Below are 14,205 nucleotides of genomic sequence, written 5' to 3'. Positions count from 1 at the left end.
TAAAAAAAATCAATACTCCTTATTCTTAAAAATGGAAATAACGATGTAAAATCCTAAAACTGCAGACAGTATAAAACCAATGGCTCCAAGCAAAGGAATACCATATACCAAAGGAGGCATTTTAGCAATCACTAAAATGGATGAACCAATTGATAATGCGGCTATAATAACCGCAAAAACTAATCGATTAGAAGCTTTATTTAGTGTGCTTTGAAATTCTTTTAGGCCCTTATGCTTATGTACAATTACTAGTTTTCCTTCTTTAATTTTATTTAGAATGATAGTAATATCATCTGGTAATGAATCAGCGAGACTGTTTAGGTCTTGTAATCTTGTGAAGTTCTTTTTTAACAAACGTTTTAAACTGAAACGCTTTTTTGTAATTTTAGTAGAGTAAGGTTCTAAATTATCTGTGATATTAAATTTAGGATCTAGTTTTAAACCTACGCCTTCTATAATAATTAAACCACGGATGAGCATATACATATAATGGGGTAAAATTATATGATTTCCGTATAAAACAGATTTAAACTGATTAAGAACAATCCCCATTCTGATATTTTTAATGGAAGTATTACTAACACCTACTATCAATTCATACAAATCATACTCTAATTTTTTATAATCGTCAATATTGGCTTTAACAGCAATTTTCTCTAATAATTGAATTATTTTTTTAACATCATTTTTCATAAAATATAACAAGAGATCACTTAACGTGTCTCTGTCATTTGGCATAATAGACCCCATCATTCCAAAATCAATAAAACAAATTTGCTGGGTCTTTGGAAGTACAAAAATGTTTCCAGGATGCGGATCTGCATGAAAAAAACCATGCTCTAAAATCTGTTCTAAATAGAGATCTACGCCAACCTTGGCAACAGTACTACAATCTATATTTAACGATGTAAGCGTATCAATTTCAGAAACTTTAATTCCATCAATAAATTCCATACAAATAAGCTTGTCTGTAGATAGTTCTCGATACACTTTAGGAACATAAATAGATGCATTGCCTTTAAAATCTTTAGCAAAATGTTCCATATTTTCTACTTCCTGTAAAAACTGAAGCTCTTCTCTTATACTTTTTTCAAAAGAAGCTATTATTTGCTTTGGCTGGAAGGCTTTTGCTTGACTACTATGTTTTTCTAAACTTTTAGCAACTTGTTTCATTACTAAAATGTCAGCTTCTATAGTTTCTTTGATATCGGGCCGTTGCACTTTTAATACGACTTCATTTCCATTTAATAAGATTGCTTTATGTACTTGAGCTAGAGATGCTGCTGCTAATGGGGCACTATCAATTGATTGAAAATAATCTGTACTATTTATTTTTAGCTCCTGTTCAACTACTTCTTTAATATTGAAATTTTTTAATGTCAGTACATGATCTTGTAGCTTTACAAGTTCCTTTATTAAATCAGGAGGTAACATATCTTCTCTGTTACTAAATATTTGTCCTAATTTTACATAAGTAGGTCCCAACTCTTCCAACATCATTCGTATACGCTCATATTTTGTAAAAGAAAGATTCTTTTGCGTGTTTGGATGTTTTTTAAGATAACTTTTGGGAATTATTTTTTTTATTTGATGGTGTGCCATAACATCCTCAAAACCATATTTTGTAAGTACAGCAAATAGTTTGTTATATCTTTTAAGCTCTTGTTGTTTTGGAATTTTTAAACCTGCCATAACATAATTTTAGTTATATATATCCTTAAAAAAATAGAATTCTTTTTTAAGAGTTGTATATACCTCTTCTGAGATTCCATTTTATTCGGAATCACTTACTGTTTTATAGCAAATTCAGTATCATACTTCTCAGTATTCTATCCTTCAAAGATTTAGATTTAATAGCACATTTAAAATGACCTAGATCATTCTTTTATATTTACCTTTCTAAGGTGTTTAGTAAGTCTTTATTTTTTTTACTCGAAGTGAGTCTTTTTGAAAATTAGTCCAATCATACTTTCCTTCCATAATACCTTTTGTTTCCCAGTCTCCATACATTGGATTGGGTAGTACAATAAACGTTGTACCAAATATCGATTTTAAACTATCTACCTTGTTATTTCTAACCGCTGTAGAACTGTTCTCAAATGTTTCTGAGAAATCGGATAAATTATCACCAATTAATAATACAATTTCGAAATTTTCTTGCACTAAAAGTCTTCTTGGTTCTTTTCCACTAGTTTCATCTTTTAATAAAACATGTGCATTATCAGCAAAAGGAAATCCTTTTAATACTAGATTCTCTATAGTTTCATTTTTTTGTTTGACAGATCTATTAGAAATATAAAACACTTCTACACCTTTACTTTTTGCATAATTAAAAAATTGTAATGCACCTGGTATCGCTTCTGCTTTTTTTAGCTTTACCCATTCTGCCCATCTGAGTGACGTATATTCTTCATCAAGTTCTATCTGTTTTCCACTGTATGGACTATTATCTAATAACGTTTCATCAATATCTGTTACTATTGCTAGAGGCTTCTTAGGCTCTTTGTTATTCGCAATTATATTATCTAACTGAAGCTGTGCTAAATTGAATGCTTGATACGCCAATGCTCTATATTCTGCTGCATTTTGTTGCCATAAAACCGCTTGAATAGAATATTCTCGAAGGGGAATATTTCCATTTACTTCTTGTTTAGATTGAACCTGTTGCGTTCTACATCCATAAAGAAATATAAACGTAAAAATGATAATTAGTAATTTATGGTTTTTCATTATTTATTCTTTATTTATTCCTTGAAATAACAAATGACCAATTTTTATTTAGAATTACAAAAATAATCAGTCAAGAAATAACTATTTTTCTAAAACCACAAATTGACTTAAGGCCTCCATGGCTTGGCAACCATACACTAATGCAGGTCCACCTCCCATAAGAATAGCAACACCAATAGTTTCCATAATTTCTTCTGAACTTGCTCCTGAACTTAAAGCATCGTGCACATGAAAGGCAATACAGCCGTCGCACCTTACCGTTATAGCAATACCTAATGCAATAAGTTCTTTGTTTTTTGAAGAGAGTACACCTTCTTTAATACTAGCTTCGTGTAACTTATTAAATCCACCCATTACTTCAGGCATTTCAGCACCCATTTCACGCATTAATTTAGTAAGATTACTATAGTGTTTTGAATAATCTTTAATCATAACTTAAAAATTTAAATGGTTATGTTGTCTCTCAATGAATAGTAATTGTGAGTTATTATTACATCGTAAAAAGCTCTACATTAGTTTAAATATACCAATTCTATAACTGTATTTAATATGCACATTAATAGAACTTATTTTTCAAAATAAGTTCTCACAAAAGCATCTTGTTGATTTAACGTTAACTTATCGGCAGGCTCAACACTAATTTTAATATCTTTAAAACGTAAATCTTCATTCAGAAAATTATAAAGTTCTGTTTTAGCTTTTGTTAAACCAAAAAGAAGTACATCATCATATTTCAAAATGACCTTAGCTATTTTTTCATAGTATTCTTCTTGCATTTGTTGTCGTTTATTATGCATAAGGTTTTCACTTCTAGTTAAGGCTTCTGCTTTTGTCTCCGCACTAAATTCAGAGGTAATCGTATAAGTGTTTTTCTCAGAATGTAAATCAATTAATTTTGCTTTTGAATGATCCATATAGATACCGAGCTCTTTTGTTTTTGTGTTTTCTTTAATCATGATTTTATTCTTTAAAAATTAAATTAAATTTTTCATTACTCATTTAATAGTATTTCAAAGCTAAATGAATTGAAGCGTTCTTGAAATGACCATGGTCAGTTACATTAATAAAATCATCTTAATTTAAACTGCTCCATTTATTTTATATTTTTAAAATATCGGTAGGTGTTTCTACTAATACTGTTTTATCGCCTTTCAAAGCAATGGGTTGTTTCATAATCTCTGGATTATGCCGTATCATTTTTATCCAATCATCCGTTGATAAATCATGATGTTGCAAATGCGAAGTATAAGCAGGGTGTTCTTGATTAACAAGATCAGCGGGTTCTAGATGTAATCTATCTGCAAGTTCTATTATTTGGAGACCCGTAAGTTTCGTTTTTAAAATATCGACTTCGTGTATTGCCAAACCTTCTGTTTTTGCATATGCTAAGGCCTGTTTTGCTCTTTCAGAATTTGAACTATAGTACAATGTTATTTCTCTGTTTGATGTAGCGATTTCTCCCATTATGTAGATTTTAAAAGTTGATTTTTATTCGTTTTTAATATTCTCTTCGGTTACATACCGCTCCAACAAATCCTTTAAGCCTACTAAATACTCCTGCATTACCTTTTTATCTATTTGAGGATGACTCGCTACAGGTAAAGTCATTGGGTTTTCATCTAATGAGCGATATAGCTCAGGATAATTCATTTCAATATTCAAGGTTAGATTTGTTATTTCCTTAAGTATCGTATGTAGATCTTTCATAATTTTTTATTTTTATTCGTCTTTCTTTTATGTTACTTTTTATTCATATCGTAAAGCATCTATCGGATTTAATTTTGCTGCTTTTCGTGCTGGAAAATATCCAAAAGCAACACCTACAAGTGCTGAAAACCCGAACCCAATAAGTATTGAATAACCAACAGTAGGAATAAAAAATCCAGTTACTTTATAAATAATTTGATTTCCTATAATTCCAAATGCTATTCCTAAAACACCTCCTACCAAGCTGAGCACTATGGCTTCTATTAAAAACTGCGTTAAAATATCGCTTTCTCTAGCTCCAATCGCAAGTCTAGTACCTATTTCTCGAGTTCGCTCAGTAACCGAAACCAGCATAATATTCATAATACCAATACCTCCAACAATTAATGAAATACTAGCTACGGCACCCAACAGAATGGTTAAGATTCCTGTAACATTTCCAGTAATTTCTTGAAGTTCAATTTGTGTCATAATTTCAAAATCATCTTCATCTCCATCCATTATTTTATGAGACTCTCGTAATAGTTCTGAGGTCTCAATTTCAGCGTCAGCAATATGATCTTCGCTTAACGCACTTCCCAAAATCATTGTATACCCTCGTTGATGACCATACAATCTATTTTGAATTGTTGTATACGGAGCTAAAATTATATCATCCATATCCTGCATACCGCCTGAACCTTCTTCAGTTAAAAGACCAAGTACCGTAAAAGGCACTTTATCTATACGTATTTGATGACCAATAGGGTCTTCTCCAGGAAAAAGTTCTTCTCGTATCGTTTGGCCAATAACACAATATTTTTTTGCTGTTCGCACGTCATCTTCGGTAAAAAAACTACCTGTTTGTAATGCTCTACTAGTGATATAAAAATAATCGTAAGCAACACCATAAACCATAGTCGATTTATATCCACTTGGTCCTATAGCTTGTGCTCCAATCGCTACAAGAGGAGATAATTGGGGCATCCAAACCGAATTTTTTTTAAGCATATCAAAATCTTTCTCATCAATAGGGCGTCCCATTCTAACATTGATACCTGCCTTATGTTCTGACTTGGTTTGTATCATCAAAAGATTGGTACCTAACCCTGATATTTGGTTTTCTACCTCTAATGTTGCTCCCTCTCCTGCCGATATGGTCATAATAACCGCTCCAACACCAATAATAATACCCAGCATTGTCAATAAACTCCGCGTCCTATTCTTATAGATAGACAGAAAAGCAACTTTAAATATTTTTAAAAACCTTTTCATAATTGTTCTTTTAAGGAGTTTTAACTGGTTTTTCTAATTCTTTGAGTGCAAATGCTTTTGTACTTCTTTTTTCTATAATTTTATCAGAAATAATTTGTCCATCTCTCAAATAGATCATGCGTTTTGCAAATTGTGCAATTTCTGGTTCATGCGTAATCATAACAATCGTCTTTCCCTCATTATTCAATTGAACAAAAAGATCGGCAATATCAATACTGGCTTTACTATCTAAGTTACCCGTAGGTTCATCTGCCAAAATAAGAGCGGGATTGTTAACCAATGCCCTAGCAATAGCAACACGCTGTTGTTGTCCTCCAGAAAGTTCATTCGTTTTATGGTAAATACGGTCTGCTAACCCCACTTGTTCAAGGGCTTTTTGAGCCAATTCTTTTGAGTTTGTAAATTGCCCCGTTCTGTCATAAATAAGAGGTAGTTCAACATTTTCAAGTGCCGTAGTACGAGACAATAAATTATAACTTTGAAAAATGAAACCTATTTTTTGATTTCGGACATCTGCCAAATGATTCTTACCTAATTTATTTACCTGTACTCCATCTAAATCATATTCTCCAGAGGTAGCCCTATCTAAACAACCAATAATATGTAGTAAGGTTGACTTTCCAGAACCTGACGCTCCCATAATGGCAACAAATTCACCTTCTTCAATAATCATATCTATGTCCTTTAGGGCATGCACCTTTATTTCACCATTTTTAAAAATACGGTTTAGCTTTTTGGTTTCTATGACTTTTTTTGCAGGCATCTTTTTCTATTTTTTAGATTTTATACCGTTAATAGCCTTTATACTTTCTGTTATTTCAGATCCATCTAGAAATTTTTTAACTTCAGATTGTAGTCCTGATGTAATACCAGTTTCTATAAATTTGAAATCAAGCTTTCCATTTTCATTTTTATAAAAGAAACCATTAATATTAGCAGGTAAATTTTTCTTAAAATTTGTTGGCGTAAATAACTCTTCATTATTAATCGCATTTTTAAACGCTACTCGTAAAGAATCAGATACTATTGTTTTTGCCTTGTCTTCTAATATCGGTTTAACTTCTTGCAACATTGCTTCAGTGGGTCTAAAACGTAAAGCAGAATTATTTATAAGCCAAACATCCTTTGCTTTAGCTGTTATAAACTCAATGTTCGTAGTCATGCCAGGTATTAATAACCCACCCTTATTTTCTATATCAATAACTACCTGATAATTAACCACATTGTTTATTTCTGTTGGCTGTAATCGAATTTGGCTCACTTTACCAAAAAACTTTTTATCTGGATAGGTTTGTATGGTAAAACGTACGTCCATACTATCTTTTACATAACCAATATCACTTTCATCAACATCTGCCAAAATTTGCATTTTAGACAAATCTTCCGCTATAATAAACATTGTTGGTGTAGAAAAACTTGCAGCAACGGTCTGTCCTTCATCTACCGCTTTTTCAATAACTACGCCATTAATAGGTGATAATATTTTAGCATATCCCATATTAACTTGTGCATTTGTAAGTGCAGCTTGAGATGCTTTTTTGTAACTAACAGCCTGCTCATAACTATATTTTGAAGTATTAAATTCTTTTTCAGATATAACATCTTTTTCAAACAGCACCTTATTCCTATTATAATCATCTTGAACCTGATTCAATTGGGCTTGACTCACGGCCAAATTGGCTGAAGCAGATTCTAACGCCGTGCGTAGCATTTTCATGTCCATAGTAGCCAATAATTGCCCTGCTTTTACCTGATCATTGTAATCAACATATATTTTAGAGATGGTACCAGATATTTGTGTACCTACATCTACAGTATTAATGGCTTCCAATGTCCCTGTGCTAGATACATCAGACTCTATATCACCTTTTTGAAAAACAGTAAATGTATAATCTACTTTTTTTGACTCAATTTTAGGTCTTACATAAAAATAACCTATTACTGCAATTACAACAACTGCTGTAACTATTAACCATCTGTATTTTTTCATCTCCTTCAATTTTGAAATGTAAAATTATATATGAATTTGTAATTAATATGATACAGGTCAATGTTAACCTATAGCTATAGCATCACATCTTTTAGGCATAATTTTTAATTTTACTAAAGTCTAAATGCCTTACCAATTCTTCTTTATCAATTATAAATTCAGTAATACTGAAAACTTCCTTTCTATTTTTTCTAAAAGATTTAAGAAAATCAGATAAATCATCTTCGAGTTGCTCATGTTCATTTCTAAATTCATAAGCATCATATTTAAATGGATTATCAATTAAAGCTTCCAAATGTTCTAGATGTTTATTCGTTTTCTTTAATAATAAAGCATTTTGTCTATCTACATTTAACAAGTTAATCTCTATCTCTTGTACCTTATCTATATGTTCTTTTCTAGCAATCCATAAATAATATTTATCAATTAAATCATGTAGAAATTTTATATCATCTGCAAAAAATAAAAGGTCAGATTTCCAATGTTCTGTAAGAACAAAAAGTTCTTTCCAGTCTGCCTCTTGAATAAAATTGTCTTTTGGTCTGTATCTGAAATTATTCATAATCTATTTTTTATGGGTTCATTTTATTTATTACGCTGCTGTATACTAGTTACATTCTCCTCAATCACTTAACTATTAAACTATTGAAGCGTTTTAATAAAAATTATAGACGCTTCAAATTCTAACTTTTACTGTAGTTTTATTTTAATATAAAATTATGCCTTCTGTATATTTCATAAAATGACGTAGGTCATTTTATGAAAATGATTGCATTTTACAAATTGGGATAATAAACTGTATGAAATGATAAACGATGCGATACAGGTGAATTCTATTTTAAAGACGTTGACGGGGTGGGATATTTACACTATTTTATCAATACAAAAATGAATATTCAATATTCAAATCCTTAAAAAGATAACAATACAATAGAAAAGTTATATTGAACCTAAGCATATAGTATAGAATTATTATTTTACCTTTGCTTTTCAATTTTTAGTAAATGAGCAACAGTATAGGAAAATTATTTAAACTGACTACGTTTGGAGAATCACATGGAGCCGCCATTGGTGGTGTTATAGATGGCTGTCCCGCTGGTATCACATTAGATTTTAAAGCAATTCAAAATGAATTAGATCGACGTAAACCTGGGCAATCTGCTATTGTAACCCAACGTAAAGAACCTGACACTGTTGAGTTTTTATCGGGTATATTTGATGGTCAAACTACGGGTACATCTATTGGTTTTATAATTAAAAATACCAATCAAAAATCGCAAGATTACTCAGATATTAAAAATACTTTTAGACCTTCTCACGCCGATTATACATATACTAAAAAATATGGCTTAAGAGATTTTAGAGGCGGAGGACGCTCATCTGCTCGTGAAACTGCCAATTGGATTGTTGCCGGAGCCATCGCCAAACAAATACTAAAAGACATAAAAATTAATGCGTTTACCAATTCTGTAGGAGCTATTGCTTTAGATAAATCCTATCAAGAATTAGATTTATCGCAAACAGAATCAAATGCTGTTCGTTGTCCTGATACAGAAACAGCTACGAAAATGATAGACCATATTAAAGCTATTAAAAAACAAGGTGATACCATAGGTGGTACCATTACTTGTGTAGCTAAAAATGTACCCTTAGGTTTTGGCGAACCCATTTTTGATAAATTACATGCCAGATTAGGTCAAGCCATGCTTACTATAAACGCCGTAAAAGGTTTTGAATATGGTAGTGGTTTTGAGGGTACAAAATTAAAAGGATCTGAACATAATGATGCTTTTAATGTAGACGGGTCTACTAAAACAAATTTATCTGGTGGTATTCAAGGTGGTATTTCTAACGGAATGGATGTTTATTTTAACGTCGCATTTAAACCGGTAGCCACATTACTTCAAAAATATGATACCATAGACGCTGATGGTAATGCCGTAAATGTGCAAGGTAAAGGAAGACATGATCCTTGTGTTGTACCCAGAGCTGTGCCTATTGTAGAAGCTTTAACGGCTATGGTTTTGATGGATTTTTATTTGTTAGATAATTCCAGTAAAATTTAGTTTTTAATTCCGTAATATCATGGACTATTGTACTCATGCTGAGCAATAGTGTTTCTAATAGTTTTCGTACATTTTAGACGATGATTTTATAGTACACTTTTTCTAAAATATTTTAACACTTTTTACGTTATACTATTTACCTCTAACTTAGATTGTTTATAATAAATGATGAACGCTGTTTAATTACGAGCATATCATAAACAAAAAAGTATGGAAAAAAATTACTACTTAAAAACGTATATCAAGTAGAATTCGAATAATTATAGTGGAATTAAAATTCAATTCTATGAGAAAAGTAATTTTACTGTGTATGTTATGCTGTATCGCCTGGATAAGCAATGCTCAAATTCAAGAAGAGAATTTTGATGCGTCAGTAATTCCTGAGGGTTGGTCAGCTACTTCTGGTCCTACCGGCTGCACTTGGCAGTTTGGATATTCAGGTTCACTCATTGGTAGTGGCTATACAAATCCTGCTAGTTTCTCTTCAGGTGGGGTAATTTTTAATGACAATAGCTGTGGTAGTTTTGTAAATAATTACGTAGAATTAGAAGGTCCTTCCATAGATTTAATTGCCCAAAGTGTTTCTACAGCTGCAATAGAGCTGATATATAATCATCAAACATTTAGCAATAGTGGTAATTTTATGGTTGACGTTTGGGATGGTACAGTATGGCAAAATGTACTCTTAGTAGATGGTGATGATACAGCTCCGAATAGTGGTAGTAACCAAAGTGTAAGCATCGATGTAACAGCATATATTAATAATGCTTTCAAGGTCAAATTTATTTATGATGATGAAAACACCTTCACATGGGGAATAGGTATAGATCATTACACCTTACTAAATACCACAACCGCTAGTATTGAAGACTTAGTTTCTGTTGGATTTAATTATTCACCTAACCCTGTTACAGATAATATTTTAACCTTAAGGGCAGATGAAAACATCGCTATTGTGAACGTTTATAACACCATTGGTCAGAAGGTTATATCGAAAAAACCTGTCGCTTCAGAATCTAAATTATACATGGATCATTTACCTGATGGTGTATACCTTATTCAAGTAGAAGTTGGTGATAAAAATGGAACTTTTAAAGTTATTAAGTAGTTTTCTTTCTTATTTCACAGGTTAAATTATTGATTTAGATAATTTTAACCATACGTTATTCAACAATTTATCGCGTTTCTAATAAAATTTGGTAATTTTAAGGTTTAAACCAAACCTTATTATTATGAAGCTCTATAAATTCCTCTTAATGACTATTGCTTTTTCAATAGTCCATCTTACTTCCGCACAACATACCGACACTTTTTTTACACTTGACCCTACATTAACACCAGATGCAGAATCAATTATTTTTAGCATGGATAGTGATTTATGGAAAGTACCTACTTCTGGAGGAAACGCTCAAAGACTAACAGCAATGCAAGGTGATGAAACCAATCCTAGCGTATCTCCTGATGGAAAATGGTTAGCATTCTCTAGTACCCAATTTGGCAATGCTGATGTGTACATTATACCTTTAAAAGGTGGAGAAATTAGGCAGCTTACTTTTCATGAAAGTGATGACAAAGTTTCTTCTTGGAGCTGGGACAGTTCAATCATTTATTTTACTTCTGGACGATTCAATAGTTTTACAACCTATAGTATTCATAAAAATGGAGGAACGCCAATACGACTATTTGAAAACTATTTTAACACGGTTCACAACGTAGTTGAAAATCCGCTTAATGATGAAATTTATTTTAACGAATCATGGGAAAGTGGTCGATTTGCACATAGAAAAAGATATAAGGGAGATTACAATCCTGACATAAAATCATACAACACAAAAACTAAGGCATTTAAAAAATACACAACATATAGAGGTAAAGATTTTGGAGCCACTTTCGATAAAAACGGAACTCTATATTTTAAATCTGATGAAGCCAATGATGAATACAATCTTTACACGTTTAATAACGGTGTGAAAAAATCACTTACAAATTTTAAAACTTCAATAATGTGGCCTAAAGTAAGTGCCAATGGAGAAAAAGTTGTTTTTAGAAAAGATTATCAAATTTATGTTTATGATGTAACCTCTGGAAAAACTAATAAACCAATAATCCGAGTTTTTAAAAACAATACCTTAAATAAAGATCAGAGTTTTAAAACTAAAGGTAAAATAAGCTATTTTGATGTATCACCAGATGATAAAAAGTTAGCTTTTGTTTCGAGAGGTAGATTATTTATTTCTGATATAAAAGGAAAATTTATAAAAGAAATAAAAACGGACCCGATAGAAGCCGTACAAGAGGTAAAATGGTTAAAAAATAATAAAACTTTAATTTATTCGCAATCCTTAAAAGGGTACTACAACTGGTATTCAATAAATGCCGAAGATAATTCCAATAAAAAACAAATAACAAAAATCAATAAGAATAATAGACAACTTACTTTTAATAGTGATAGAACAAAGGGTGTTTATATCAGTGGAAGAAATAATATAATTATCATAGATTTAATTACTTTTAAAACAAACACCATTGTAACTGATGAGTTATGGGGTTTTTATAATAGTAATCCTTATTTTTCTCCAGATGATAAGTATGTAGTTTACAATGCACATCGCAATTTTGAATCTGACATTTTTACTTATGAAATCGCTACAAAAAAAACGACAAACCTAACCAAAACCAAAATATCTGAATCAGAACCTACTTGGTCTCCTGATGGTAAATTCATCTATTTTTCTTCTGATAAACTACAACCAGGCTATCCGATGGGAACAACAAATTCTAAAATTTATCAAATGGCTTTAGACAAATATGAAGCCCCTTTTAAGTTAGATAAAATTGAAAAATTATTTGAAGAAGAGAAAAAAGAGGAATCTAAATCAAAAAAGGAAAAAGACAAAAATAAGGAGGAAGAAAAAGTTGTAAAACCAGTGGTTATTATTAACCCAAATAATGCAATGGAACGTCTAAAACAAATTAGTCCAAGTTTTGGTCAGCAAGAAAATATTACTGTAATAACAAAAGATGATAAAACCTATATTTACTATATTTCTAATCATAGTGAAGGTAAAAACAAACTATGGAAAACTACTTTAGAGCCTTTTGAAAAAAACAAAACTGAAAGTGTAAGTGATAAAGCAATTAATGGTTATCAAATTGTATCCTCTTCTAAAAACAATTATATCCTTTTTGATGGAGCTATTGCAACACTTGATATTGATGGTAATAAGTTAAAGGAAATTGAAACAGATTTCACATTTAATAAAGCTCTTGTAAATGAATTTGATCAAATGTTTTATGATGCTTGGGCGGGTATGGAAGAGAATTTCTATGATGAAAATTTTCATGGTCAAAACTGGCAAAAATTACGCGACCATTATGCTCAATATTTACCCAATGTTACCAGCAGAAATCATTTGAGTTTAATTTTTAATGATATGCTTGGAGAATTGAACACTTCACATTTTGGATTCAACTCTCACGGTGATGAACAAGATGTTTATTACGGTACGCGTTCTTTAGCAACCGGAATTTTATTTAATAATACTGATCCGTTTATCGTAGATGCGATTGTAAAAGAAAGTCCTACAGATGTGAAAGGTAAAAACATAAAAAAGGGTGATGAATTAGTAGCCGTAAATGGAGTCAAAATTGTAAAAACAGAAAATAGAGAAAAATACTTCTCTGTTCCCTCTTTTGAAAATGAAATTACGCTAACATTAAAACGTAAAGGTGTTGAACATAAAGTAAATGTTCATGCTTCATCTACTAATACTATCAAAAGCTTACTTTATGATGAATGGCAAGATCTTAATCAAAACTATGTAGATACTAAATCAAATAATAAAATAGCCTATGTTCATATGAAAAATATGTCTGGTGGCGAATTGACAAAATTTAAAGAAGATTTAGTAAGTAACGAGGCCGATAAAAAGGCTTTAATAGTCGACTTACGTTTTAACACAGGTGGAAATGTACATGATGGTGTGCTTAATTTTTTACAACAAAAAAAATATTTAAATTGGAAATATAGAGAAGGTAAGTTAACCGGCCAGTCTAATTTTAATTATGGTAATAAACCAATTGTTCTTTTAATTAATGAACAATCATTATCTGATGCTGAGATGACTGCGAGTGGATTCAAGGAGTTGGGTTTAGGTACCATTGTAGGAACTGAAACGTATCGATGGATTATATTTACCACAGGTAAATCTTTAGTTGATGGTTCTTTTTATCGATTACCTTCTTGGGGATGTTATACCCTCGATGGAAAAAACTTGGAAAGTGAAGGTGTAAGTCCTGATGTTTATGTCGCTGAAAGCTTTAAAGATAGATTAGATGGTAAGCAGCCTCAATTAGATAAAGCAATTGAAATACTATTAAAAGAACTAAATAAATAGTATTTGGTTTTTATTTCGCTTAAAAGCAAACTATCTTTGCCGACAATTAAAAACGAGTACA

The 14,205-nt window shown here is 31.2% G+C and carries 13 protein-coding genes; 3 read left to right on the top strand and 10 right to left on the bottom strand.

Features of this window, described 5'->3' with window-relative positions; translation table 11 throughout:
• Positions 1-9 precede the first annotated feature (9 nt).
• The 10 genes from FF125_RS08955 to FF125_RS08910 form a co-directional block, all read right to left on the bottom strand.
• Positions 10-1,692, bottom strand: a complete 1,683-nt coding sequence (locus tag FF125_RS08955) for an ABC1 kinase family protein (RefSeq protein ID WP_138949449.1) — start codon at positions 1,690-1,692, stop codon at positions 10-12.
• A gap of 216 nt (positions 1,693-1,908) precedes the next feature.
• The gene (locus FF125_RS08950; protein WP_138949448.1) at positions 1,909-2,730 is read right to left on the bottom strand and encodes a 5'-nucleotidase, lipoprotein e(P4) family; all 822 of its coding nucleotides are present in this window, start codon (positions 2,728-2,730) and stop codon (positions 1,909-1,911) included.
• A gap of 81 nt (positions 2,731-2,811) precedes the next feature.
• Positions 2,812-3,162, bottom strand: a complete 351-nt coding sequence (locus FF125_RS08945; protein WP_138949447.1) for a carboxymuconolactone decarboxylase family protein — start codon at positions 3,160-3,162, stop codon at positions 2,812-2,814.
• Positions 3,163-3,296: 134 nt separating this feature from the next.
• Entirely contained in the window at positions 3,297-3,686 is a 390-nt protein-coding gene (locus FF125_RS08940) for a hypothetical protein (RefSeq protein ID WP_138949446.1), read from the bottom strand.
• 142 nt (positions 3,687-3,828) lie between these two features.
• Complete coding sequence (locus tag FF125_RS08935; protein WP_138949445.1) at positions 3,829-4,194, bottom strand: arsenate reductase family protein; 366 nt, start codon at positions 4,192-4,194, stop codon at positions 3,829-3,831.
• Between the two features lie 24 nt (positions 4,195-4,218).
• Positions 4,219-4,437 carry a hypothetical protein gene (locus FF125_RS08930; protein ID WP_138949444.1) on the bottom strand — a complete coding sequence of 73 codons (219 nt, stop codon included), beginning with the start codon at positions 4,435-4,437 and terminating at the stop codon, positions 4,219-4,221.
• Positions 4,438-4,476: 39 nt separating this feature from the next.
• Entirely contained in the window at positions 4,477-5,691 is a 1,215-nt protein-coding gene (locus tag FF125_RS08925) for an ABC transporter permease (protein WP_138949443.1), read from the bottom strand.
• A 10-nt stretch (positions 5,692-5,701) separates the two neighbouring features.
• Positions 5,702-6,454 (bottom strand): ABC transporter ATP-binding protein, encoded by a 753-nt coding sequence (locus tag FF125_RS08920; RefSeq protein ID WP_138949442.1) that lies wholly within the window; start codon positions 6,452-6,454, stop codon positions 5,702-5,704.
• 6 nt (positions 6,455-6,460) lie between these two features.
• Positions 6,461-7,681, bottom strand: a complete 1,221-nt coding sequence (locus tag FF125_RS08915; protein ID WP_138949441.1) for an efflux RND transporter periplasmic adaptor subunit — start codon at positions 7,679-7,681, stop codon at positions 6,461-6,463.
• Between the two features lie 91 nt (positions 7,682-7,772).
• Positions 7,773-8,243 carry a hypothetical protein gene (locus FF125_RS08910; protein WP_138949440.1) on the bottom strand — a complete coding sequence of 157 codons (471 nt, stop codon included), beginning with the start codon at positions 8,241-8,243 and terminating at the stop codon, positions 7,773-7,775.
• A 442-nt stretch (positions 8,244-8,685) separates the two neighbouring features.
• Between FF125_RS08910 and aroC the strand changes: the two genes are divergently transcribed.
• From aroC to FF125_RS08895, 3 genes are all read left to right on the top strand, one after another.
• Positions 8,686-9,747: a chorismate synthase gene (aroC, locus tag FF125_RS08905; protein ID WP_138949439.1), complete on the top strand. Its 1,062-nt coding sequence runs from the start codon at positions 8,686-8,688 to the stop codon at positions 9,745-9,747.
• Between the two features lie 286 nt (positions 9,748-10,033).
• Positions 10,034-10,855, top strand: coding sequence for a T9SS type A sorting domain-containing protein (locus FF125_RS08900; RefSeq protein ID WP_138949438.1), 822 nt, complete (start codon positions 10,034-10,036; stop codon positions 10,853-10,855).
• A 124-nt stretch (positions 10,856-10,979) separates the two neighbouring features.
• Entirely contained in the window at positions 10,980-14,144 is a 3,165-nt protein-coding gene (locus FF125_RS08895) for a S41 family peptidase (protein ID WP_138949437.1), read from the top strand.
• The last annotated feature ends 61 nt before the right edge of the window (positions 14,145-14,205 follow it).

Source organism: Aureibaculum algae, from assembly GCF_006065315.1.
Lineage (GTDB): Bacteria > Bacteroidota > Bacteroidia > Flavobacteriales > Flavobacteriaceae > Aureibaculum > Aureibaculum algae.
The sequence above is the reverse complement of the archived record's forward strand: the minus strand, read 5'-3'. Positions and strand labels throughout refer to the sequence as shown.

Excerpts from the sequence above, each read along its gene's own strand:
- FF125_RS08955 (WP_138949449.1), bottom strand. The coding sequence starts at position 1,692 with ATGGCAGGTTTAAAAATTCCAAAACAACAAGAGCTTAAAAGATATAAC.
- FF125_RS08950 (WP_138949448.1), bottom strand. The coding sequence starts at position 2,730 with ATGAAAAACCATAAATTACTAATTATCATTTTTACGTTTATATTTCTT.
- FF125_RS08945 (WP_138949447.1), bottom strand. The coding sequence starts at position 3,162 with ATGATTAAAGATTATTCAAAACACTATAGTAATCTTACTAAATTAATG.
- FF125_RS08940 (WP_138949446.1), bottom strand. The coding sequence starts at position 3,686 with ATGATTAAAGAAAACACAAAAACAAAAGAGCTCGGTATCTATATGGAT.
- FF125_RS08935 (WP_138949445.1), bottom strand. The coding sequence starts at position 4,194 with ATGGGAGAAATCGCTACATCAAACAGAGAAATAACATTGTACTATAGT.
- FF125_RS08930 (WP_138949444.1), bottom strand. The coding sequence starts at position 4,437 with ATGAAAGATCTACATACGATACTTAAGGAAATAACAAATCTAACCTTG.
- FF125_RS08925 (WP_138949443.1), bottom strand. The coding sequence starts at position 5,691 with ATGAAAAGGTTTTTAAAAATATTTAAAGTTGCTTTTCTGTCTATCTAT.
- FF125_RS08920 (WP_138949442.1), bottom strand. The coding sequence starts at position 6,454 with ATGCCTGCAAAAAAAGTCATAGAAACCAAAAAGCTAAACCGTATTTTT.
- FF125_RS08915 (WP_138949441.1), bottom strand. The coding sequence starts at position 7,681 with ATGAAAAAATACAGATGGTTAATAGTTACAGCAGTTGTTGTAATTGCA.
- FF125_RS08910 (WP_138949440.1), bottom strand. The coding sequence starts at position 8,243 with ATGAATAATTTCAGATACAGACCAAAAGACAATTTTATTCAAGAGGCA.
- aroC (WP_138949439.1), top strand. The coding sequence starts at position 8,686 with ATGAGCAACAGTATAGGAAAATTATTTAAACTGACTACGTTTGGAGAA.
- FF125_RS08900 (WP_138949438.1), top strand. The coding sequence starts at position 10,034 with ATGAGAAAAGTAATTTTACTGTGTATGTTATGCTGTATCGCCTGGATA.
- FF125_RS08895 (WP_138949437.1), top strand. The coding sequence starts at position 10,980 with ATGAAGCTCTATAAATTCCTCTTAATGACTATTGCTTTTTCAATAGTC.